21 protein-coding genes are annotated in these 22,012 nt (G+C 54.5%); all 21 read left to right on the top strand.

The genetic code is table 11. The annotated features are described in order from the left end of the window. Window positions 1-98 precede the first annotated feature (98 nt). Window positions 99-1,091 carry a polysaccharide deacetylase family protein gene (locus tag J4772_RS16355; protein ID WP_247741120.1) on the top strand — a complete coding sequence of 331 codons (993 nt, stop codon included), beginning with the start codon at window positions 99-101 and terminating at the stop codon, window positions 1,089-1,091. Window positions 1,092-1,156: 65 nt separating this feature from the next. Further along, the gene (locus J4772_RS16350; protein WP_116059568.1) at window positions 1,157-2,437 is read left to right on the top strand and encodes a M16 family metallopeptidase; all 1,281 of its coding nucleotides are present in this window, start codon (window positions 1,157-1,159) and stop codon (window positions 2,435-2,437) included. Next, the gene (dut, locus tag J4772_RS16345; RefSeq protein ID WP_116059569.1) at window positions 2,400-2,843 is read left to right on the top strand and encodes a dUTP diphosphatase; all 444 of its coding nucleotides are present in this window, start codon (window positions 2,400-2,402) and stop codon (window positions 2,841-2,843) included. The genes J4772_RS16350 and dut overlap by 38 nt, the downstream gene beginning before the upstream one ends. Window positions 2,844-3,227: 384 nt before the next feature. After that, on the top strand, window positions 3,228-4,127 hold the full coding sequence (gene dpsA / locus J4772_RS16340) for a dipicolinate synthase subunit DpsA (RefSeq protein ID WP_116059722.1): 900 nt from the start codon (window positions 3,228-3,230) through the stop codon (window positions 4,125-4,127). Next, entirely contained in the window at window positions 4,124-4,720 is a 597-nt protein-coding gene (locus J4772_RS16335) for a dipicolinate synthase subunit B (RefSeq protein WP_116059570.1), read from the top strand. The genes dpsA and J4772_RS16335 overlap by 4 nt, the downstream gene beginning before the upstream one ends. A 40-nt stretch (window positions 4,721-4,760) precedes the next feature. Further along, window positions 4,761-5,993, top strand: coding sequence for an aspartate kinase (gene dapG, locus J4772_RS16330; protein ID WP_209076183.1), 1,233 nt, complete (start codon window positions 4,761-4,763; stop codon window positions 5,991-5,993). A 15-nt stretch (window positions 5,994-6,008) separates the two neighbouring features. Then, window positions 6,009-6,887: a 4-hydroxy-tetrahydrodipicolinate synthase gene (gene dapA, locus J4772_RS16325; protein WP_116059572.1), complete on the top strand. Its 879-nt coding sequence runs from the start codon at window positions 6,009-6,011 to the stop codon at window positions 6,885-6,887. A gap of 199 nt (window positions 6,888-7,086) precedes the next feature. Then, window positions 7,087-8,766 carry a ribonuclease J gene (locus J4772_RS16320; RefSeq protein WP_116059573.1) on the top strand — a complete coding sequence of 560 codons (1,680 nt, stop codon included), beginning with the start codon at window positions 7,087-7,089 and terminating at the stop codon, window positions 8,764-8,766. 120 nt (window positions 8,767-8,886) lie between these two features. Continuing rightward, window positions 8,887-9,636: a ClpP family protease gene (locus J4772_RS16315; RefSeq protein WP_116059574.1), complete on the top strand. Its 750-nt coding sequence runs from the start codon at window positions 8,887-8,889 to the stop codon at window positions 9,634-9,636. After that, complete coding sequence (locus J4772_RS16310; RefSeq protein WP_209076181.1) at window positions 9,633-9,932, top strand: YlzJ-like family protein; 300 nt, start codon at window positions 9,633-9,635, stop codon at window positions 9,930-9,932. Before J4772_RS16315 ends, J4772_RS16310 begins: the two co-directional genes overlap by 4 nt. 40 nt (window positions 9,933-9,972) lie before the next feature. Further along, window positions 9,973-12,792 carry an FtsK/SpoIIIE family DNA translocase gene (locus J4772_RS16305; protein WP_209076179.1) on the top strand — a complete coding sequence of 940 codons (2,820 nt, stop codon included), beginning with the start codon at window positions 9,973-9,975 and terminating at the stop codon, window positions 12,790-12,792. A 98-nt stretch (window positions 12,793-12,890) separates the two neighbouring features. Then, the gene (sleB, locus tag J4772_RS16300) at window positions 12,891-13,676 is read left to right on the top strand and encodes a spore cortex-lytic enzyme (RefSeq protein WP_116059577.1); all 786 of its coding nucleotides are present in this window, start codon (window positions 12,891-12,893) and stop codon (window positions 13,674-13,676) included. Between the two features lie 182 nt (window positions 13,677-13,858). Beyond that, a complete protein-coding gene (gene yfmF / locus J4772_RS16295) occupies window positions 13,859-15,142 on the top strand; it encodes an EF-P 5-aminopentanol modification-associated protein YfmF (protein WP_209076178.1) in 1,284 nt (427 codons plus the stop codon). Between the two features lie 2 nt (window positions 15,143-15,144). Further along, the gene (gene yfmH / locus J4772_RS16290; protein ID WP_209076176.1) at window positions 15,145-16,425 is read left to right on the top strand and encodes an EF-P 5-aminopentanol modification-associated protein YfmH; all 1,281 of its coding nucleotides are present in this window, start codon (window positions 15,145-15,147) and stop codon (window positions 16,423-16,425) included. Beyond that, the gene (ymfI, locus tag J4772_RS16285) at window positions 16,422-17,156 is read left to right on the top strand and encodes an elongation factor P 5-aminopentanone reductase (protein WP_209076174.1); all 735 of its coding nucleotides are present in this window, start codon (window positions 16,422-16,424) and stop codon (window positions 17,154-17,156) included. The genes yfmH and ymfI overlap by 4 nt, the downstream gene beginning before the upstream one ends. Before the next feature lie 119 nt (window positions 17,157-17,275). Beyond that, window positions 17,276-17,530 carry a DUF3243 domain-containing protein gene (locus J4772_RS16280; protein WP_116059581.1) on the top strand — a complete coding sequence of 85 codons (255 nt, stop codon included), beginning with the start codon at window positions 17,276-17,278 and terminating at the stop codon, window positions 17,528-17,530. Window positions 17,531-17,756: 226 nt separating this feature from the next. Further along, the gene (locus tag J4772_RS16275) at window positions 17,757-18,527 is read left to right on the top strand and encodes a DUF3388 domain-containing protein (protein ID WP_116059582.1); all 771 of its coding nucleotides are present in this window, start codon (window positions 17,757-17,759) and stop codon (window positions 18,525-18,527) included. A 30-nt stretch (window positions 18,528-18,557) separates the two neighbouring features. After that, the gene (locus J4772_RS16270; protein ID WP_209076173.1) at window positions 18,558-19,424 is read left to right on the top strand and encodes a helix-turn-helix domain-containing protein; all 867 of its coding nucleotides are present in this window, start codon (window positions 18,558-18,560) and stop codon (window positions 19,422-19,424) included. 104 nt (window positions 19,425-19,528) lie between these two features. After that, window positions 19,529-20,020, top strand: a complete 492-nt coding sequence (locus J4772_RS16265; protein WP_116059584.1) for a YajQ family cyclic di-GMP-binding protein — start codon at window positions 19,529-19,531, stop codon at window positions 20,018-20,020. 85 nt (window positions 20,021-20,105) lie between these two features. Beyond that, window positions 20,106-21,434 (top strand): 30S ribosomal protein S12 methylthiotransferase RimO, encoded by a 1,329-nt coding sequence (gene rimO / locus J4772_RS16260; RefSeq protein WP_116059585.1) that lies wholly within the window; start codon window positions 20,106-20,108, stop codon window positions 21,432-21,434. Next, window positions 21,431-22,009, top strand: coding sequence for a CDP-diacylglycerol--glycerol-3-phosphate 3-phosphatidyltransferase (gene pgsA / locus J4772_RS16255; RefSeq protein ID WP_116059586.1), 579 nt, complete (start codon window positions 21,431-21,433; stop codon window positions 22,007-22,009). The genes rimO and pgsA overlap by 4 nt, the downstream gene beginning before the upstream one ends. Window positions 22,010-22,012: the final 3 nt, after the last annotated feature.

The following is a 22,012-nucleotide window of genomic DNA, read 5'->3' as shown; positions in this document are numbered from 1 at the left end:
GTATAGATCATCGCATACTATGGGATGCTCACTCATAAAAGCCGTTTTCCGGGCATAAGATGAAGGCAAGGAATCGGACAAGACGGGGTGAGCGAATCGTGGCGAGAAAAATCCCGGCAGACCTGCTGGCTGCTATGGCGGTATGTTTGGCTGCGGTGCTGCTGGCCGGAACATACGGGCCGATCGGACCGTTCGTTCATACGGTCAAGCAGGCGGCTGCGATGGAGGCGCTGACGGGCGATAAGCAAGGAGACAAGCTGCTGGAGTGGATCGAAGCCGAGGCGGCCAAACGCAGCCAGCCGCCGATTGACGCAGTCATTGACCGGGTATGGAAAGCGATCCCGGAATACGAGGGGCGGATCGTCGACATTCGGGCAACCTACTTGAAGGCGAAGCTGATCGGTTCCGCTCCCAATTCAGGAGAAGGATTTCCTTGGGTATATCGGATCGTTCGGCCGAAGGTGTCTCTTAAGGACTTGCCGACCCATCCGATTTACAGGGGCAATGCCGCCAAGCCGGCTGTCGGGCTAATGATCAACGTGGCATGGGGAGAAGAGTATTTGCCGGAAATTCTTCGTATTTTGCAGGAGGAAGGCGTTAAGGCTACCTTTTTCTTCGATGGCACCTGGTTGTCCAAAAACATGGATACGGCCAAAAAGATGATCGCACAGGGGCATGAGGCATCCAACCATGCATATACCCATCCGGATATGAGCAAGCTTGGCGCCGAGCGCCAAAGACAGGAGATCGGCAAGACAGAGCAGTTGCTTAAACAGCTTGGCGTGAAGAACGTATGGTTTGCACCTCCTTCCGGGAGCTATAACGACCAGACGATCCGCGTATCTGCGGAATACGGACTGACAACGGTATTGTGGACGCTAGATACGATTGATTGGCAGAAACCCGCTCCCGAATCCGTCGTGGCCAAAGTGTCGAGAAAGGTCGGGCCGGGCAGTTTAATTTTGATGCATCCGACGTCCACTACAGCAGGAGCGCTGCGGGGCATGATCAAGGCGATCAAAGCCAGAGGCTATATTCCCGGGACCGTATCGCAGACGCTTTCGCCCGAACGGCTTGAGGATCGGTTGTGACGATTGTCGGAATTTGTTATAGTGGTATCACTGTTCATTTATCCATATGAAAAGGGGGGAGTCGGATGAACAAATATACGCTGAAGAATGGGCTTCGCGTGATGATCGAATCGATTCCGACGTACCGTTCGGTTTCGTTCGGCATCTGGGTCAAGACCGGTTCCCGGTATGAAAATCTCGAAACTAACGGGACTTCCCATTTTATTGAACATATGCTGTTCAAAGGGACGAGCCGGCACAGCGCCAAGGATATTGCAGATCGCTTTGACGGAATCGGCGGCAATGTGAACGCCTTTACGTCCAAAGAGTATACGTGCTACTATGCCAAAGTGCTCGATCAGCATTTGCCGATTGCGGTTGATATCTTATCGGATATGTTTTTCGAATCGCAGATGGCCGAGGAAGAGCTGGCCAAAGAAAAAAATGTCATCCTAGAAGAGATTTCGATGTATGAGGATACTCCGGACGACACGGTACACGATTTGGCGTCCCGCGCCGCCTATAACGATCATCCGCTTGCCTACTCCATACTTGGCACGGCAGACAGTCTGGAACCGATGGGGCCGGATCATTTGCGGAAGTATATGCGGGAGAGGTATCGGATCGATAATACGGTCATCAGCATTGCCGGCAATGTCGGCGAAGAGGTGCTCGAGCTGTTGGAACAGCATTTCGGGCGGTTCGATATCGTAGGTCAAGACACGGAGCTTGAAGTTCCGGCGTTCCATTCCCGTGCGCTGTTTCATCGCAAGAAAACCGAACAGAACCATCTTTGCTTAACGTTTCCCGGTTTCTCTAGCAAAGCTCCGAACCTGTATGCGATGATTCTGCTCAACAATACGATTGGCGGCGGCATGAGTTCGCGTCTGTTCCAGGAGATTCGCGAGAAGCGCGGGTTGGCCTACTCGGTTTACTCCTACCATACTTCTTATGCGGATAGCGGTTTGTTTACCGTATATGCGGGAACCGCGCCAAAGCAAACGAAGGAAGTATACGATATCACGATGGAATTGCTTGGCGAGCTTGCGGCTCAAGGGCTGAGCGAAGCCGAGCTGCACAGAGGCAAAGAGCAGCTTAAAGGCAATTTGATTTTGAGTCTGGAGAGCACGAGCAGCCGCATGAATCGTTTGGGAAAAAACGAGTTGATGCTCGGACGTCATTATACGCTGGATGAAATGCTGGCGCGTATCGATCAGGTAGAGCTATCCGACCTTCATGAAATTATGGTCTCCATGATGGCGCAACCTTGCGCGGTCGCTTTAGTTGGAGCAGACAATAAAGTGTTGTCCGGAATCGGGAGGGAATTCATTGTATCCAATTCAGTTGAAGAGACTTCCGGGGAATGAGGATATTTCTCTGCCCCGTCAAATGTCAGAATGGGCCGCGGGCTTCGATCTACATGCCGCGGTATCGGAGCCTGTCGTTCTTGCTCCAGGAGAAAGGGCATTAATTCCAAGCGGTTTTGCGATGGCGATGCCTAGAGAGCTCGAGGCGCAAATTCGCCCTCGCAGCGGCCTTGCCTATAAGCACGGAATCACCTGCCTGAACTCGCCGGGCACAATCGACGCCGATTATCGCGGCGAAGTTAAGGTTTTGCTCATTAACCTCGGGCAGGAGGCGTTCACGATCGAGCGCGGAGAGCGTATCGCCCAAATGGTATTCCAGCGCGTTCCTCAGGTGAGTCTTGAGGAAGTGGAGGAGTTGTCCGATACTTCTCGCGGCGAGGGCGGCTTCGGGCACACAGGCAAGTAATAAGGCGCCTTACAGCGCAGCGCTTAGGTGTGGTCGCCCCTTCCTAACGGCCTCTAATAGAGGCCGCTCTGGCGCTTATTGGATCGCTGACGTGGGCTTTGATTTTTATAGAACCAAACCGGTTTTTTCCTTTTTATGGGGGGAGGGGACTTGGTTTGGTTCTTTTTTTGTTCTTCACTGAAAAGTAGGATAGTGCTATGAGAAGGCTCGGGGGAAGTGGAGAGCTGAGTTGTTGGGATAATGACCATAGGCGGCAAAAAGATGCAGCTACGTCAGGGGCGTTCTGACTACACGGGATACCTGAAGGAGAATTTGGTCGGCACCCCCGCTTAGGCGGTTGCATACGATGTGCTATGCGAAGTATGCCGAGAGGAGGGGGCTGCGATACTTACGGGAGTTCAAATCGTGCTAGCGGGCGGAGATGCCCGGCAGTTGGAAGTGATCCGTCAGCTAACGGAGAAAGACGCCTCGTTGACGATCGTCGGCTTCGACAGGTTGGACACTTCCTTTAGCGGGGCCGCGAAAGGAGAGTGGCTGCCGGAGCTGCTGATCGAGGCGGATGCTCTCATATTGCCTGCAGTCGGCACAGATGACGAGGGGATAATTCCGGCGTTGTTCACGGATGCGGAGCTTAGGCTGACGGACGCTCACGTGGCTGCGCTGCCGAAGGCAAGCAAGGTGATTTCCGGCATGGCAAAGCCCTATCTCCGCAAGCTGTGCGAGAAGCACAGAATCGAGCTTGTCGAGCTGTTTGAGAGGGACGACGTTGCTATCTACAACTCGATACCGACTGCGGAAGGCGCGTTGATGATGGCTATTCAGAATACGGATATTACGATTCACGGCTCGAATTGTATCGTGCTCGGGCTCGGGAGAACGGGCTTTACAATGGCTCGTACGCTGCAGGCTCTTGGGGCCAAAGTGAAGGTCGGAGTGCGCCGCGACGAGATGTTCGCCCGCGCCTTCGAGATGGGCTTCGAGCCCTTCTACATGTCTGATTTGGCGCGTCAGGCGGGGAATATCGACTTGATTTTTAACACAATTCCGACTATGATAATCACAGCGCAAGTGATCGCACAACTCCCCCAACGCGCATGTATTATCGACCTGGCTTCGAAGCCCGGAGGAACCGATTTTCGCTTCGCGGAGAAGCGTGGAATCAAGGCTCATCTGGCTCCGGGGCTGCCCGGAATTGTGGCGCCGAAGACGGCCGGTCGAATCATCGCGAACAGTCTGACCCAGGTTATTCTGGGAGACAACCGATTACGGGGGAATCAACCATGAACTGGCAAGGAATCACGGTCGGGTATGCGCTGTCCGGTTCTCATTGCACGCTTGAGGAGATTATGCCGCAGATCAAGCGTTTCGTGGATGCGGGCGCCAATGTCGTGCCGATTGTCTCGACGACGATTATGACGACGGATACGAGATTCGGAACTTCGAGCCATTGGCAGCAAACTTTGCGTCAAATTACAGGCAACGAGATCATATCTTCTATAGTAGACGCCGAGCCGTTGGGACCTTCCAAACGACTGGACGTTCTAGCGATTGCCCCCTGTACGGGCAACACGACGAGCAAGCTGGCAAACGCGATGACGGACGGTCCGGTGCTGATGGCCGCGAAGGCGCAGATGCGCAACCAGCGTCCGCTTGTGCTGGCGATTTCGACGAACGACGGTCTCGGTCTTAACGCCGCGAATATCGCCAAGCTGCTCATCATGAAGAATATTTACTTCGTGCCGTTCGGACAGGATAATCCGATCGCCAAGCCGAACTCTCTCGTCGCGAGAATGGATCTCGTGATGGAGACATGCGAGGCTGCACTGCAAGGCAAGCAATTGCAACCTTTGCTCATAGAGCGTTTTACGCACGTTTGAGATAGAATTACCGCAACGTCTGGTCCACGGAGGAAACAAGATGGAACTGGTCGTGCAGAAATTCGGCGGGACGTCGCTGACCGATGAGCAAAGTCGGAGCCACGTCCTCCGTCATATTATCCGGGAATTTGCGGCGGGCAGCAAAGTTGTCGTGGTCGTGTCGGCTATGGGAAGAAGCGGAGACGCTTACGCGACCGATTCTTTACTAGAGTTGATTCGCCGCAACGGCGATGCGTTGGCTCCGCGGGAGAAGGATCTGCTGCTCTCCTGCGGAGAGTTGATTTCAGCTGCCGTCCTGTGCAGTCTACTGCTGGCCGAGGGGATTCCTTCCGTGGCTTTGACGGGAGGACAGGCCGGAATTGTGACAGATGATCGTTACGGCTCGGCCAGAATTGTCGAGATAGATTGCGCTCGCGTTCATCGGCATTTAACCGCTGGCGAGGTCGTTATTGTTACCGGATTTCAAGGAAGGACGAAGGACGGCGAGATAACGACGCTTGGCCGAGGCGGAAGCGATACGTCGGCGACGGCTCTGGGCGCGGCGCTAAGGGCGGATATTGTCGATATCTATACGGATGTGGACGGGATTCTGACTGCTGATCCCCGATGGGTGGCGAACGCGCGTCCGCTCGCGGCAGTAAGCTACGAGGAAATCTGCAACATGGCGCAGAACGGAGCGAAAGTCATTCATCCCCGCGCCGTCGAGCTTGCGATGAAAGCGGGCATTCCCGTGCGCGTCCGCTCGACGTTCTCGGACGGGGAAGGCACGTTGGTCACCCATGCGCAGGCGCTGCGAAGCCAAGGCATTTGGTACGATAAGGCGGTAACCGGTCTGGCACACGTTCGCGACGTTACACAGTTGGCGGTGACCGATCTCGACGGGCCGGCGGATTTGCAGCTGCGCGTTTTTCGCGCAATGGCGTCGCACGGAATCAGCGTAGACTTTATTAACGTAATGCCGACAGGCGTGCATTATACCGTTGCCGAGAACGATGCGCCGCTGGCGGTAGAGCTGCTGCGGGAGCTCGGCTTCGAACCTCGGGTGCGCAGGGAATGCGCCAAAGTGTCCGTTATCGGAGGCGGAATGAACGGCGAACCGGGGGTAATGGCCATTATTGTGGAGGCTTTGACCGGCTCGGGAATTCCGATTCTGCAATCAGCGGATTCCAACACGACAATCTGGGTGCTCATTCCTCAGAAGGATTTGGCAGCTGCGCTTCAGGCTCTGCACACGGCATTCGGGCTTCATCTCTCTCCGGTCGGGGGAAATTAGAGGAGGAAATTGGGAATGAGTTTCGGTCGTTTGATTACTGCAATGGTCACTCCTTTTGACGAAAATTTGAATATCGATTGGGATACGACGGCGAAATTGATCGACTATTTGATTGATGAGCAAAAAACAGACAGCTTGGTCGTCTCCGGAACGACAGGAGAATCTCCGACTCTGACGGATGACGAGAAAGTCGCATTGTTCAGCTTCTCGGTAAAGCACGCAGCAGGGCGCTGCAAAATTATCGCCGGAACGGGCAGCAACGAAACGGCTCACTCTGTCCAACTGACGAAAAAAGCCCAAGAAGTCGGAGTGGACGGCATCCTTCTCGTTGCCCCTTACTATAACAAACCAAGCCAGGAAGGCATCTATCAGCATTTCCGCACAATTGCCGAAGCGACGACGCTGCCGGTTATTTTGTACAACGTGCCTTCCCGCACGGTAGTCAGCGTAACGGCTGAGACGACGCTTCGCCTGGCGCAAATTCCGAATATTGTTGCAACGAAGGAATGCGCTTCACTGGAGCAAATGACCGAGATTGTCGCGAACGCCCCGGAAAACTTCGTGCTGTATAGCGGCGATGACGGGGTAACGCTGCCGACGCTGTCGGTCGGTGGATACGGAATCATCAGCGTGGCCAGTCATATCGTCGGCGCGCAAATGAAAGATTTGATTGCGGCCTATTTGGAAGGCAGAGTGCAGGAGGCGCAAGCTTTGAACGCGAAGTTGTTCCCCGTGTTCAAAGGGTTGTTCAACTGTCCGAATCCGGTGCCTAATCCGGTTGCGGTCAAGTATGCGCTCACGCTGCGGGGGTTGCCGGTAGGCGGCGTTCGTCTGCCTCTCGTACAAGCGACCGAAGCGGAGAAGAAGTTTCTGCAAAACCTGCTGGACGGATAATAACGAGGTTTGTCGGTCGCTTGGATTTGTTAGGGAACCGATGTCCTCCGGACATCGGTTTTCGTGTTACATAACCTTCTTGTTTTTCCTGAATTGCTTCATGTATAATGATTGAGAGTGATTGGGTGCGGCAAATTTTAAAGCAAATTGAAAACTTCATATCGATCGGGTGCGTCGAATGATCTAGGAGGTACTAGTAGTGTCAAAGAAAAACAACCAAGATAAATTACTGATTTTCGCGCTCGGCGGAGTCGGCGAAATCGGCAAAAACATGTATTGTATCCAGTATGGCAGCGACATTATCGTCGTTGATGCCGGATTGAAATTCCCGGAAGAGGAAATGCTCGGCATCGACGTCGTTATCCCTGATATCGGATACTTGCTTGATAATCGGGACAAAGTGCGGGCGATTCTGCTCACGCACGGTCACGAGGATCACATCGGCGGACTGCCTTACGTGCTTAAGCAATTAAACGTGCCGATCTACGGCACGAAGCTGACGCTCGGCTTGGTCGAAAACAAGCTGAAGGAAGCCGGACTGCTCGGAGATACGAAGCGTCACCTGATTAACGAGGAAACGACGCTGACGTTCGGAACGATTAAAGCAAGCTTCTTCCGCACAAACCACAGCATTCCCGATTCGGTCGGGGTATGTCTGGAAACGCCGGAAGGCAACGTTGTCCATACGGGCGACTTCAAATTCGACCACACGCCGGTGAACGACCAATTCGCCGACTTGCAACGAATGGCAGAGATCGGAAGCCGGGGCGTCCTGGCTCTTCTGTCTGATAGCACCAACGCGGAGCGTCCGGGCTTTACGCCGTCCGAGAGCAATATCGGCAAAGAGTTCGAATCGCTGTTCCGCAGCGCGAAGCAGCGCGTGGTCGTTGCGACGTTCGCCTCGAACGTGCATCGGATTCAGCAGGTGATTAACGCTGCGGCGGAGACTCGCCGTAAAATGACGGTTATCGGACGCAGTATGGTGAACGTCGTCGGCATCGCTTCGGAGCTTGGCTACTTAACCATTCCGGAAGGCATGATTATTGAGCCTGAGGAAGTGAACAAGCTGCCGGCTGACCGCGTTGTCATTCTGTCGACGGGAAGCCAAGGCGAACCGATGTCTGCGCTTACGCGTATGGCTCGTTCCACGCATCGCAAGGTCGACATCCTGCCGGGCGATACGGTCATCATCGCAGCAACTCCGATTCCAGGCAACGAGAAGTATGTTGGCAGAACGGTCGACGAACTGATGAGACTCGGAGCTCACGTGATTTACGGTCCGGGTTCAATCTCGGGCGTACACGTCTCGGGTCACGGAAGCCAGGAAGAGCTGAAGTTGATGTTAAACCTGATGAAGCCGGAATACTTCATTCCGATTCATGGCGAATACAGAATGCTTCGCCACCACGGCTTGCTGGGTGAGCAGGTCGGCATTCCGAAAGAAAACATTTTCCTGATCGACAACGGCGATACGGTCGAAATTCAGGGCGGAACAGCGCGCAAAGGCGGCAAAATTCCGGCGGGCAATGTGCTGATCGACGGCCTTGGCGTCGGAGATGTCGGCAACATCGTGCTTCGCGACCGCAAGCTGCTGTCTCAGGACGGTATCCTCGTCGTCGTCGTTACGCTAAGCAAGCAGGACGGCACGATTATGTCCGGCCCGGACATCATTTCGCGCGGCTTTGTCTACGTACGCGAATCGGAAGGGCTTCTGGAAGAAGCGAACCGTATCGTGACAAACACGTTGCATAAGCTAATGAACGACAATGTGAACGAGTGGGCGTCGCTGAAGACAAACGTCAAGGATGCGCTTGGCCGTTTCCTGTACGAGCAAACAAGAAGAAGACCGATGATCCTGCCGATCATCATGGAAGTATAGAAAAACGAACCCACACTCATCGAAAAACCGTTTCCCACCGCTTCGGCGGCCGGGAGACGGTTTTTTTTGTGCGTAAAGCCGATACTAGTCATGCTGTTAAGCTGACAAGGGGCTGATGTGATGAGCGATAAGGAAAAACCGGACCAACCGTCGGAGCAGCCGGGCCCGCCATCTGAGGAAGCGCGCAAGTCATCGACTACGGAGGCGATCGTTCAGCTTGGCCAGACGACCGTTCCTACGGCCGAGAGCAATATTTTCTGCTTAACGATCATCGGACAGATCGAAGGCCATTTGATTTTGCCTCCGCAAAACAAGACGACAAAGTACGAGCATGTCATTCCTCAACTGATCGCGGCCGAGCAAAACGCCAAAATCGAAGGGCTGCTGATCGTGCTGAATACGGTCGGAGGGGATGTAGAGGCGGGGCTGGCGATCGCGGAGATGATTTCGTCGCTAACCAAGCCGACGGTAACGCTTGTTCTTGGAGGAGGTCATTCCATTGGCGTGCCGATTGCGGTGTCGGCCGACGTTTCTTATATTGCGGAGACGGCGACGATGACGATCCATCCGATTCGAATGAACGGTCTCGTTATTGGCGTGCCGCAGACGTTTGATTATTTGGAGAAGATGCAGGAGCGGGTTACGCGTTTCGTCACGGGGCATTCCAAAGTTTCGGAGCAAACGTTTAAAGAGTTGATGTTCAAAACCGGCGAGTTGACGCGCGATATCGGGACAACGGTAATCGGTCAGGATGCGGTGAAGCACGGTCTGATCGATTCGGTAGGGGGTGTCGGCGAAGCGCTGCGCGAGCTGAATCGCCTTATCCGGGATCGCAGGCCTGCAGCAGGGGGAGGAGCGGACGCGAGATGACGATGTATACGGCAATGCCGCTGGAGTTGGTGTTCGACGGCTTTCACAACGAGCCCGGTCCTTTTGTGGAAACGACGGTCAAAGGAGCGACGGTTCAACTCGTTCCCGTAGCTCCGGGAATCGGCCGGATCGTCCGTCTGCTGTCCGCTCCGTTGGACTATTATTTAATGCCCGAGTATGCGCCCGGCCAACTGCTCGGTTACGCGCCACACACGCCGCAAACATTCCAAGCGCCTCCAGGCGCGCCTATTCTCCCAGGTTCGAGCCTCTCCGACGCTGCCGACTTAGGCATGTAGGTCGGAGCGTTCATGCCAACCTCCCTTCAACTGTGATATAATGTTGAACCGGGAGGTGGCAAATTTGGCCAAGCGCAAGAAGAAGCGGGCATCGTTCGCGTCAAGCTTGAAATATGAAATATACGGCATCGTTCTGATCACTTTATCTGTTATTGCCATCTCCGGGGAAGCTGCAGTAGGACGCTCGCTATCGAAGCTGTTCGGGTTCCTGCTTGGCAAGCACTACTATTTGCTCGCGTTGGCTGGCATCTGGTTCGGCCTCTATGTCATGGTTAAACGCACATGGCCGCGCGGATGGACGGCGAGACGCTCGGGGTTTGTGCTTGTCTCGCTAATTATGACTTTGTGGAGCGCAATGGCTTCGATCGATAGCAGTCTCGGGGCGCTGGATGCAATTACGCCGTCCGGCATTGTGAGCCAGACGATGAATCAGTTGAAGGAGCTGCTATGGCAAGCGCCTTCACTGGACAATATAAAGGTGTTTAACGCCGATGTCGGCGGAGGAATGGTCGGCGCTATGCAGTATTCGGTGCTTTATTGGCTGTTCGGCTATTATGGCGCCAAGTTTGTGCTCATTATCGAGATCGCGATTGCGTTTATGCTTGTGACGAACCGTTCTTATGTGGAGATCGGGCGCTCGGTGCGCTTATTCGTCATGAGGGCGGCCCCGCTGCTGGCTGCTAGACTCTCTTCGGGTCGCAAGCTGTTGTCGATCAAAGCGATTCCGGTTCAAGGAGCCGGGCGAAAAGGAAGAGGAGGCACCGTGGCGGTAGCGGAGCCGGCCGAATCCGCTAGCGGTTCACGGCCGCAGAAGCCGATTATAGCCGACGACGGAATGGAGGAACCGGCGCTTATCCCGGTCCCGCAGAAAACGCCGCTGTTTTTCCAACTGTTTCACGGCAAGTCGGAGAAGGAATACGAGCCAACCCAGGAGGATGAGTACTGGGAGGAAGAGGAAGCGCTGCCGTTCTCTGCGAAGGATACACTGTCGCGCAGAACGTTCAAAGTGCGAACGGGCGTTCATCGCAGAACGAACCTGCCTGTCTCGGAAGAGCCTGTTCTCGTTAATCCTTCTTCTCTAGCGGAGACCGAGGAAATGAACGAGGCAGAAGAGCCGGCCGAAGAGGTGAATATGCCGCGCTTTACAGATTTTACGGCGCAGGCATATGTGGATGAGCCCGAATTTGCAGAGGGCGAGACAATAGGAGAATACGAAGACGAGGGTGCGCTGGCGATGCCCGGAGTCTACGGGGAAGGCGCGGATGAGATTGATCCCGCTTCCGAGGCTGAGTGGGCGAATGGAGAAGGGGAGGCTTCGGAAACGCTTGACCGCGAAGAAGCTCAGGGCGGCGCGGCTCCGAATCTACCGGCTGCTGCCGAGAGCGTTGGGTCCGTCGAGGCAGCTCCCAAGCCGGTGAAGAAGGTGCCGAAGCCGTATAAGCTCCCGGCTGTTAATCTGCTAGACAAGCCTAACGGCGGAGGGAAATCCGGCAACCCGAACGATTATATGAATACGGCGCGCAAGCTGGAAGCGACGCTGGAAAGCTTCGGCGTCCGGGCGAAGGTGCTTGATGTGGCCAGAGGCCCGGCCGTAACCCGCTACGAGCTGCAGCCGGATACGGGAGTAAAAGTAAGCCGTATCGTCAGTCTGACGGACGACATTGCATTGGCGCTGGCAGCGAAGGACATTCGCATGGAAGCGCCGATTCCGGGCAAGTCGGCAATCGGCATCGAGGTGCCGAACAACGAGGTCAGCGTCGTGACGCTGCGCGAAGTGCTGGAGACGCAGCCGTTTCAGGAATCGCAGGCGAAGTTGACGATTGCGTTCGGCCGCGATATCTCGGGCCAGCCGATCGTCGGCAATCTGGCTAAGATGCCGCATTTGCTCGTAGCCGGAGCGACGGGATCTGGCAAGTCGGTATGTATTAACGGCATTATAACGAGTTTGCTGTATAAGGCGAAGCCTGAGGAAGTTAAGTTTCTGATGATCGACCCTAAAATGGTCGAACTGAATGTATACAACGGTATTCCGCATCTGCTGGCTCCGGTTGTGACGGACCCGCGCAGAGCTTCGCTCGCGCTGAAGAAAATCGTCGTGGAGATGGAGAAGCGCTACGAGAAATTCTCCAAATCCGGCACGCGCAACATTGAAGGCTACAACTCGCTCATGTTGGGCGGCAACAATCCAGATGCGGTCCTGCCTTATATCGTCGTTATCGTGGACGAGCTCGCCGATCTGATGATGGTGGCGGCCGGGGACGTCGAGGATGCGATATGCCGCTTGGCGCAAATGGCGAGGGCTGCGGGCATTCATCTGATTATCGCGACGCAGCGTCCGTCCGTTGACGTCATTACCGGCGTCATCAAGGCGAATATTCCGAGCCGGATCGCGTTCGGCGTATCGTCCCAGGTCGATTCGCGGACGATTCTCGATATGGTCGGGGCGGAGAAGCTGCTCGGTCGCGGGGACATGCTGTTCCTGCCGATGGGCGCGTCCAAGCCTATCCGCGTACAAGGAGCGTTCCTGTCGGACGGCGAGGTCGAATCGGTCGTCGGCTACTGCCGCGGTCAAGCGGAAGCGGAGTATAACGAAGAGCTGGTGCCGGAAATTGACGACAGCGCCTTAGACGCCGCTGACGAAATCATCGACGAATTGTTCGATCAAGCGGTGCAGATCGTGCTGGAAGCAAAGCAGGCTTCCGTATCGCTGCTGCAAAGGCGCATGCGCATCGGCTACACGCGTGCCGCGAGGCTGATCGATACGATGGAGGCCAAAGGCGTCGTCGGCCCTTACGAAGGAAGCAAGCCGCGCGAGGTGCTGATGACGATGGAGCAGTATCAGCAGCGAATTCCGTCCTGATTTTGAAGCGATGCAACAAAAATGGGTATAAGAGGCTAACGCCTTTCTCATACTAACGGTCGAAGACCTAACATGTATGCAGAAAGGCGTGACCTTAGGTGAGTTATCGTCTCGTGATCGTAACCGTATGCGTCGTATTCGGCTTGCTGGGGTTATATACATTGCAGCAACACACCCAAACGAAAGAAACGTTCAGCAATGCGATTTTGAAGCAAGGCTCCTCCGGCAAGGATATTTACGAGCTGCAGGGGCGATTGAAGGCTCTTGGCTACTATAACGGCAAAGTCGACGGGGATTTCGGACCAAAAACGAAAAATGCGGTTACCTGGTTCCAGTGGAAGTTCGGCATGAAGTCGGATGGAGTTGTCGGAGCGAAAACAAAGCTGAAGCTGTGGCAGGCGACGAAGGATTGGAAGCCGACCGCCGAAGAAGCGCCGCAAGGAGCGACAGGCGGCCAAGGAGGAACCGGCGGCGGCGGAGGCTCCTCGGGGGGCAACAACAATCTTCCCGCTTCGAACAATTTGGGCTTGACCGAGAAGGACATGAAGCTGATGGCCAATGCGGTATACGGAGAAGCGCGCGGCGAGCCCTATGAAGGACAGGTTGCGGTAGCCGCGGTTATTCTGAACCGCGTCAAGTCGTCGGAGTTTCCGAATACGGCCTCCGGCGTTATTTTCCAGCCGGGAGCGTTCACGGCCGTAGCCGACGGACAGATTTATCTGGAACCTAACGAAAAAGCCTTCAAGGCGGTTAAGGACGCGATTAGCGGGTGGGATCCTAGCGACGGCTGCCTGTATTACTTTAATCCCGTAACGGCGACTTCCAAGTGGATCTGGTCGCGTCCGCAATACAAGACGATCGGCAAGCATATTTTCTGCAGATAGCCGCCGTCGTCGCAACGATTTGTTTATGGCAACCAACCGGCGCCCGCAGCGACGCGGTTGGTTGTTGTTTTTTCGGCGGCGCGGAATAGGAATTTGCTTCCTGTTCGTCCAATCAGGTAGAATGGGGCTGGAAAGCTGCGGTTTGCAGCGAGTTGAAATTATGTCGTTTAAAGGAGCATGAGATGATGTCCGAACAGTTCCAAAGAGGCTTGTTGGGGCGACTGCGGCTGCATGTGCTGCCCACGAAACGTTTTAAAACGTTCGCATTGTCGTTGTTCGCGGGCGTTCCCTTGTCGGAAGACCGCGTCACTTCCGTCGCTCTGACTCCTTTCGTGCTTAGACGCGGAACGCGCTCTTATCCGAAGACGATTTCCTTTCGGGAACGGTTGGACGATCTGTACGGGGCCGGTTTCGGCTTCGATCTGTACAAGAGAGGCGACCATCAGATCGTTCAGTTCAGACTGGACATGATCAATGATCGCTTCGTATCGTCTTCCGAGTCGCTGCTCGGGGAGGCAATGGCTTTTCTTGGCGAAGTGTTGACCGCGCCGGCTCAGGAGGAGGGGCACTTCAAAGCGAAGTACGTAGAAGCGGAGAAAACGACGGTCGCCAAACGAATCGACGCGATTATCAACGATAAAATCCGTTACGCGGCAGAACGCTGCGTCGAGGAGATGTGCAAGGACGAACCGTTCCGGTTGCTGGCTTTGGGAAAAAAAGAACAGTTGGCCCATTACGATGCCGCCAAGCTATACGAGGCTTATCAAAGCTGGCTTCAGGAGGCTTCCTTTGATTTGTACGTATCGGGCGATACGACGCTGGAGGAGGTGCAGGCTCTGGCCGAGAAAGCGTTCCGGCTTCCGGCGGGAGAGCCTTCGGCTTATGCCAAACCCGAGCTCAGAGAGGCTCGTTCGGAAGTACAGACAATCGTCGAGCGGCTGGACGTCGGGCAGGGCAAGCTGAATATGGGGTTGCGCGTCGGGGCGACGTACGGCAGCGATCAGTACGCTTCGCTGCTCGTCTACAACGGGCTGCTGGGCGGATTTCCGCATTCGAAGCTGTTCGTGAACGTGCGGGAGAAAGCGAGTCTCGCTTATTATGCTTCTTCAAGGCTGGACGGCCATAAAGGCATTATGACGCTGCAATCCGGCATTGAGATCGCCAACTATGAGAAAGCGGTGCAGATCATTAAGGAGCAGCTTGAAGCGATGAAAAAAGGCGACTTTGCGGAAGAGGATCTGAAACGGACGCAAGCCATGATCGTAGGTCAACTGCGGGAAATACAGGACTCGGCGTTCGAGAGAATCGCTTTCGATTTCAGCAACGTGATTTCAGGCGCCAATCGTACGGGAGAAAGCTTTATCGCGGAGATTATGGCGGTAACGCCGCAGATGGCGACGGAAGCGGCGCAAGGCGTTGCGCTCGACACGATCTACTTCCTGCGCGACCGGAAGGAGGAGGGGTGAGCATGGCAAAGCAAGCTTATCCGAAGCTGCAGGAGACGCTGTGGCACGAGAAGCTGGATAATGGCTTGGAAGTGTTCGTGCTGCCTAAGCCTGGCTTTACAAAGACGTACGCGATATTTACGACGAAGTACGGCTCGGTAGATAATCATTTTACGCGTCCTGACGGCGAGACGATTAAGGTGCCGGACGGCATAGCGCACTTTCTCGAGCATAAGATGTTCGAAGAGCCGGAGGGCGACATTTTCACCCGATTCGCTTCACAGGGCGCTTCAGCTAACGCGTACACGAGCTTCGACCGGACGGCATATCTGTTTACGGCGACCGGCGAGGTAGAAGCGAATTTGGACACCTTGCTGCACTTCGTGCAAAATCCTTATTTTACGGACGAGAACGTGGAAAAGGAAAAAGGCATTATCGTGCAGGAGATCGATATGTACAAGGACAATCCGGATTGGCGCGTTTACTTCGGGTTGATCGAGGCGATGTACGATCGTCATCCGGTGCATATCGATATTGCGGGAACGGCCGATTCCGTCCGCTCGATTACGAAGGAAATGCTGTACGATTGCTACAATACGTTTTATCATCCGTCGAACATGACGCTCTTTGTCGTTGGCGGAGTCGATCCGGAAGAGACGCTGGCTCGCGTCAAGAAGGATCAGGCCGGCAAAACGTTCCCTCCCGGCGGGGAGATCAAGCGTCATTTCGAGTCGGAACCTCCGCAGGTGAAGCAGGAACGGAAAGAGCTGCAACTGCCCGTCTCGCTGCCGAAATGCTTATTTGGATTCAAGGATGAGCCTCACGACAGCAACGAGGCGATGCGTCGCGAGCTTGCCACCAAGCTGATGCTGGAGGCGGTGCTCGGCTCGAGTACGGCGTTGTACCAGCAGCTGTATGACGAAAATCTAATTTCCGACGGGTTCGGTCACGAGTACAATACGGGACCGGGCTATGCGTTCTCGATGATCGGAGGCGAGACGCGCGATCCCGACGAAATGGTGAAGCGCGTCAGCGATGCGTTGTATGCGGCAGCTAACGAGGGAATCGCTGCGGAAATTTTCGAGCGTGCGCGCCGCAAGAAGATCGGGGCGTTCCTGAGGATGATGAACAGCCCGGAAGCGATCGCCGGTGAATTTACCCGATACCGCCATCGGGGCGGTGATCTGTTTACGGTCGTCGAGACGTACGAGAGCCTGACGTTGGACGAAATTAACGAACGCGCCAAGGAGCACGCCCGTTCCGAACGGCGCGCCGTCTCCGTCGTACAAAGCGGTACGACTTGAAGCGTATTGCCCTTGTGACGGGCGCCTCTCGCGGCATTGGCGCCGCGATTGTCCGGCAATTGGCGGCGGAGGGCGCAGACGTCGCTCTGCAGTACCACGCGGCTGCGGGCGCTGCGGAAGAGGTGGCTGCGCAATGCCGCAGCTTCGGCGTCCAAGCTGCGGTTCTGCAAGCAGACTTGCGTTCGAGCGCGGCGGTCGCAGAGCTAAAGGAGCGACTGGACGGTCTGGGCTGGAAGCCGAATGTCGTTGTACACTGCGCTGGCCTGGCTCATTACGGGTTGCTTGACGATACGGAGCAGCAGGTCTGGGACGATCTAATGAGCGTGAATTTAAAAAGCGCATACGACCTTGCCCGTCATTTCGGACCATCGATGAGATGGGCCAGATGGGGAAGACTCGTGCTGCTCTCGAGCATCTGGGGCGAGAGCGGCGCTGCCGGCGAGGCGGTGTACGCTGCAACCAAAGGCGGGCTAAACGCGCTGGCAAAATCGCTGGCCCGGGAGTGGGCTTCGGCCGGGGTGACGGTTAATGCCGTCAGCCCGGGCGCGATCGAGACTGATATGCTGGCTGCGCTCGATCCCGAGGACAAGCGGGCGCTGTGCGAGGAAATCCCGGCAGGCAGATTAGGTGCTCCGGAAGAAGTGGCGCAACTGGTACGTTATCTCGTATCGGAGGAAGCCGGATACGTCACTGGACAGACGTTAGGACTGAACGGCGGCTGGCGGATGTAGGCGGCTGGCGGAACGGTTTGCCGAAATGGTGAACGGGACAGCAGAACGCATGAAACCCCCGAATTGCGGGTACATTACCATTGGGCGATTTTATTCCAACCCCGCAAGGAGGCTGCTCAATGTCAACCGTACTCAGTAATTTCGATGCATGGAAGAAGTTTTTGGGCGATCGCGTGGAGGCGGCCAAGAAGCTTGGAATCAGCGAGGATGCCATCTCCAAGCTGGCATATGAAATCGGCGAGTTTTTGGATCAGAAGGTCGATCCGAAAAACGACGAGCAGCGGATTCTGAAGGAGCTTTGGGATGTAGGCGACGAAACCGAGCGCAAGACGATGGCCCGGATGATGGTGAAACTCGCCGACAGCAGCACTTAAGCCGAGCCATAGCTCGGGAAAGCCTCCGTGTGGAGGCTTTTCTGTCCATACGGGCTTTTATCGTTTTTTCGAATTTTATAGGACTTTTGGATTAATAATCGGTTTTATTTTGCAGGATATTGAGGAGCGTTGTAGAATAAGGGAGAAGGGCGGACGAACAGGAACAGCCGTCGCCTAAGATTGCTATATTCAGCATTATTTTCCGTAATTTATAATGAGGTGTAAGATGGAACCCAAACAATGGTACATGGAATACAAAATTCATAAAAATCGCCCGGGGTTGCTAGGCGATATCGCTTCATTGCTTGGGATGCTGGAAGTCAACATCATAACGATTAACGGCGTAGAGGATCGGACGCGAGGGATGCTTCTGCAAACCGATGACGATGAGAAGATCGAGTTGCTGGGCAAGATGCTTCGCAAGGTCGATAACATTACCGTCAACAAGCTTCGCGAGCCCAAGCTGACCGACATATTGGCGGTGCGTCACGGCCGTTATATCGAGCGCGATTCGGACGATAAGAAGACGTTTCGTTTCACCAGAGACGAGCTGGGACTTTTGGTCGATTTTCTCGGAGAGATTTTCAAAAAAGACGGCAATCAGACAATCGGGCTCAGGGGCATGCCGCGGGTCGGCAAGACGGAATCGATCATCGCGGGCAGCGTATGCGCGAACAAACGCTGGGCATTTGTTTCATCGACGTTGCTCAGACAGACGGTTAGAAGCCAACTGTCCGAAGATGAGATGAACCCGAACAACGTCTTCATTATTGACGGAATCGTGAGCACGATCCGTTCGAACGAGAAGCATTATACGCTGCTGCAGGAGATTATGGCGATGCCGTCGACGAAGGTCATCGAGCACCCGGACATTTTTGTTAGAGAATCCCAATTCGATTACGACGTGTTCGACTGTATCGTGGAGCTGCGCAATACGCCGGACGAAGAGATTACATACGAGAAGTTTACAACCGCCGGGTTAGGCGACGATTTCTAGAGTATATGATGATGCCGGGAGGTGAGACGCATGTCCGATTTGGGCGCTTTGCTGCGCAAAGCGCGAGAGCAGCGCGGATACTCGCTGGACGATATTCAGGAGTACACGAAAATCCGCAAAAGATATTTGGAAGCGATTGAAACGGGCGAATACAAAGTGCTTCCGGGTTCTTTTTACGTCCGTGCATTCGTGAAAACGTACGCTGAGACGGTGGGGCTGGATGCCGAAGAGGTGCTTCGCCTTTATCAAAAGGAGCTGCCGCAGCCGCCATCGTCGGAGACGGTAATTCCCGAGCCGATGATCAAGCCGAGACGCCGAAGCGTGCAGCATAACGATCGATGGGGCAAAGTCGCGGTCTCGATCTTGATGTGGGCTTTTCCAATCTTGATCGCCGCCGTTATTTATGTGTATTGGACCAACAATAAAGAGCCGGATACGCCGGAACTCAACTCCAATCCTCCGATTTCGACGGAAACGACCACTCCAAGCTTGCCTTCCGAGACGACGAGCGTTACGCCTTCTTCAACTCCGTCTTTGACGCCTTCGGCCGATCCGGTCGCACTGACTTTTGTGAAGAAGGTCGGAAGCATCAATTATTATGACGTTACATCGGGAGCGGGACATAAGCTGAAGTTGGAGGTCGCTGGACGAGCTTGGGTCGAGGTGCGTGAGGACAACCGGAACGGAAAGGTATTGTTCTCCAAAAACGCAGCTGCAACGGACTCGCCGCTGACGTTCGAGCTGACCAAGCCGCTCTATGTCAACGTGGGCCGAACGGATTTGGTGACATTCTATGTGGACGATGCAACGTTCGACGACGGTAATGCCGCAGGCTCGACGAAGTATATTTTTACGCCTGTCGAGGGCTCGACGGCCGGAACGCAAGGAAACGATTAGAAGCAAAAGCCTTCTGCGGAGGGCTTTTTGTTTTAATCCTAGTGAGCAATCATGATATAATAAAGCTATAAATGGGCAATAGATGATGAGAGGAAGAGGATCAGATGGCATCGGAATACTCGTTTGACGTCGTATCGAAAGTGGATATGCAGGAAATGAACAACGCGGTTCAGCAAGCTTTGAAAGAAATTGAAACTCGTTTCGATTTTAAAGGAAGCAAGAGCGACATCAAGCTGGAGAACGATCAATTGATCGTGGTGTCGGATAGCGATTTTAAGCTGCAGAGCGTCGTGGATATTCTGCAATCGAAAATGATCAAGCGCGGCGTGCCGATTCTTAATCTAGATTACGGCAAGATTGAACCGGCTTCCGGAGGCACGGTGCGTCAGGTAATCAAGCTCAGGCAGGGAATCGACCAGGAGAACGCGAAGAAGATCAATATATTGATTCGCGACTCCAAATTAAAGATCAAAAGCCAAATCCAAGGCGAACAGCTCAGAATTACGGGCAAAAGCAAGGATGACTTGCAATCGGTCATGGCGCTGCTTAAAGGAGCGGGATTGCCGTTGGAGTTGCAATTTACGAATTATCGTTAACTGCGTCTGTTTTTGACACCGTTCAGCGGGTTCGTTTATACTGTTGTGGATATCACAACGGACGTACGTTTGGGGGAAGTCATCGATGGTAGAGAAGGTCAGTGTCGTCACGCTGGGTTGCGAGAAAAATTTGGTCGACTCCGAGATTATGTCGGGACTCGTCCACCAAAGAGGCTTTAAGCTGGTAGAGAAGCCTGAGGATGCGACAGTCGTTATCGTAAATACGTGCGGGTTTATCGACGCGGCTAAGGAAGAGTCGGTAAATACGATTTTGAATTTGGCAGAGTTGAAAGAGACGGCTCGCCTTAAGGCGCTCATCGTGTCGGGCTGCTTAACGCAGCGTTACAAGAAGGAACTGATGGATGAGATGCCGGAGATTGACGGAATCGTCGGAACGGGCGATTTCTTCCGGATCAACGATATTATCGATGAAGCGCTTCGGGGAGCGAAGCCGGTCTATGTCGGCAACCCCGTGTTCAACTACGAAGAAGCGATGCCGCGAATTTTGAGCACGGCGCGTCATACGGCATTCGTCAAAATTGCCGAAGGCTGCGACAACGCTTGCACGTTCTGCAGCATTCCGATTATGCGGGGGAAATTCCGCAGCCGCTCGATCGAATCGATTTTGGCCGAGGTAGACAATCTTGCAAAGCAGGGCGTTAAGGAAGTCAGCCTGATTGCACAGGACTCTACGAATTATGGGACCGATCTGTACGAAGGCTTCAGGTTGCCAGAGTTGCTCAATCGGGTAAGCGAAGTGCCGGGCATCGAGTGGGTGCGCTTGCATTATGCCTATCCGGGCTTTTTCACGGACGAGTTGATCGAGACGATCGCCGCCAACCCTAAGGTGTGCGACTATATCGACATGCCTCTGCAGCACAGCGAGGATGCGATTCTGAAAAGAATGCGCCGGCCTGGCCGTCAGCGCGACGTACGCGAATTGGTCGGTAAAATTCGCTCCCGAATTCCGGATGTGGCGCTGCGCACATCGATGATTGTCGGCTTCCCCGGAGAGACGGAGGAGGAATTCGAGCGGCTGTGCGAGTTTGTGCGCGAGATCAAGTTCGACCGGCTGGGCGTGTTCACGTATTCTCAGGAAGAGGATACTCCGGCGAACCGGCTGCCGAACCAGGTGCCGGACGAGGTGAAGCAATTCCGCGCCAATACGTTGATGGAAATTCAACGGGAGGTTGCCAAGGAGAACGCTGCAAAATATGTCGGCCGGACGATGGACGTGTTGGTTGAGCGTTACGACGGGCGCAGCGATGTATACATCGGCCGCAGCCAATACGACGCTCCGGAAGTGGACGGGGAAGTGTTCATTACGAACTGCCCTGTGGAGATTGGGCAAATGAGCAAGGTGCGGATTACGCATGCATACGAGTACGATTTGTCAGGGGAGGGAATCGCGTGAATCTCGCGAATCGGATCACGCTTGCCAGAATCTTTCTCGTGCCGATCGTCACGATTTTCCTGTTGGTTAAGCTGGACCTGGGATCGCTCACGATCGGCGAATATTCGATTTCGTACAATCAGGTGTGCGCTTTGCTGCTGTTCATTATCGCAGCTAGCACCGACGGCTTGGACGGTTATATCGCGCGGAAGCGCAAAATCGTAACTAATCTCGGCAAGCTGCTCGATCCGCTCGCAGACAAGCTGCTAATGGCCGCCGTCTTGATCGCCCTTGTAGAGATGGAGAAGCTCGGCGCTTGGGTGGCGATCATCATTATTAGCCGGGAATGGGCGGTAACCGGTCTCAGGCAGGTCGCGCTGCTGGAAGGGGCTGTGCTGGCCGCAAGCAAATGGGGCAAATGGAAGACGGCGATCCAGATTACGATGATTATCGTGCTGCTGCTTAACAATTTTCCGTTTAACTTCATCGATCTTCGCATCGACCTTGTTGTCGTGTGGGCAGCCGTGCTGATTACCGTCTATTCGGGCATCGATTACTTCCTGAAAAACAAAAATTTGATTCCGGTCTCGGACTGAGCG

This window comes from Cohnella sp. LGH (assembly GCF_017671885.1).
GTDB classification, from domain to species: Bacteria; Bacillota; Bacilli; order Paenibacillales; family Paenibacillaceae; genus Cohnella; species Cohnella phaseoli.
This window is presented reverse-complemented; position numbering and strand designations above follow the sequence as displayed.

Coding starts and splice junctions, on each gene's coding strand:
- J4772_RS16350 (WP_116059568.1), top strand. CDS start 1,157: ATGAACAAATATACGCTGAAGAATGGGCTTCGCGTGATGATCGAATCG.
- J4772_RS16335 (WP_116059570.1), top strand. CDS start 4,124: ATGAACTGGCAAGGAATCACGGTCGGGTATGCGCTGTCCGGTTCTCAT.
- dapG (WP_209076183.1), top strand. CDS start 4,761: ATGGAACTGGTCGTGCAGAAATTCGGCGGGACGTCGCTGACCGATGAG.
- dapA (WP_116059572.1), top strand. CDS start 6,009: ATGAGTTTCGGTCGTTTGATTACTGCAATGGTCACTCCTTTTGACGAA.
- J4772_RS16315 (WP_116059574.1), top strand. CDS start 8,887: ATGAGCGATAAGGAAAAACCGGACCAACCGTCGGAGCAGCCGGGCCCG.
- J4772_RS16310 (WP_209076181.1), top strand. CDS start 9,633: ATGACGATGTATACGGCAATGCCGCTGGAGTTGGTGTTCGACGGCTTT.
- J4772_RS16305 (WP_209076179.1), top strand. CDS start 9,973: ATGTTGAACCGGGAGGTGGCAAATTTGGCCAAGCGCAAGAAGAAGCGG.
- yfmF (WP_209076178.1), top strand. CDS start 13,859: ATGATGTCCGAACAGTTCCAAAGAGGCTTGTTGGGGCGACTGCGGCTG.
- yfmH (WP_209076176.1), top strand. CDS start 15,145: ATGGCAAAGCAAGCTTATCCGAAGCTGCAGGAGACGCTGTGGCACGAG.
- J4772_RS16280 (WP_116059581.1), top strand. CDS start 17,276: ATGTCAACCGTACTCAGTAATTTCGATGCATGGAAGAAGTTTTTGGGC.
- J4772_RS16275 (WP_116059582.1), top strand. CDS start 17,757: ATGGAACCCAAACAATGGTACATGGAATACAAAATTCATAAAAATCGC.
- J4772_RS16270 (WP_209076173.1), top strand. CDS start 18,558: ATGTCCGATTTGGGCGCTTTGCTGCGCAAAGCGCGAGAGCAGCGCGGA.
- J4772_RS16265 (WP_116059584.1), top strand. CDS start 19,529: ATGGCATCGGAATACTCGTTTGACGTCGTATCGAAAGTGGATATGCAG.
- rimO (WP_116059585.1), top strand. CDS start 20,106: ATGGTAGAGAAGGTCAGTGTCGTCACGCTGGGTTGCGAGAAAAATTTG.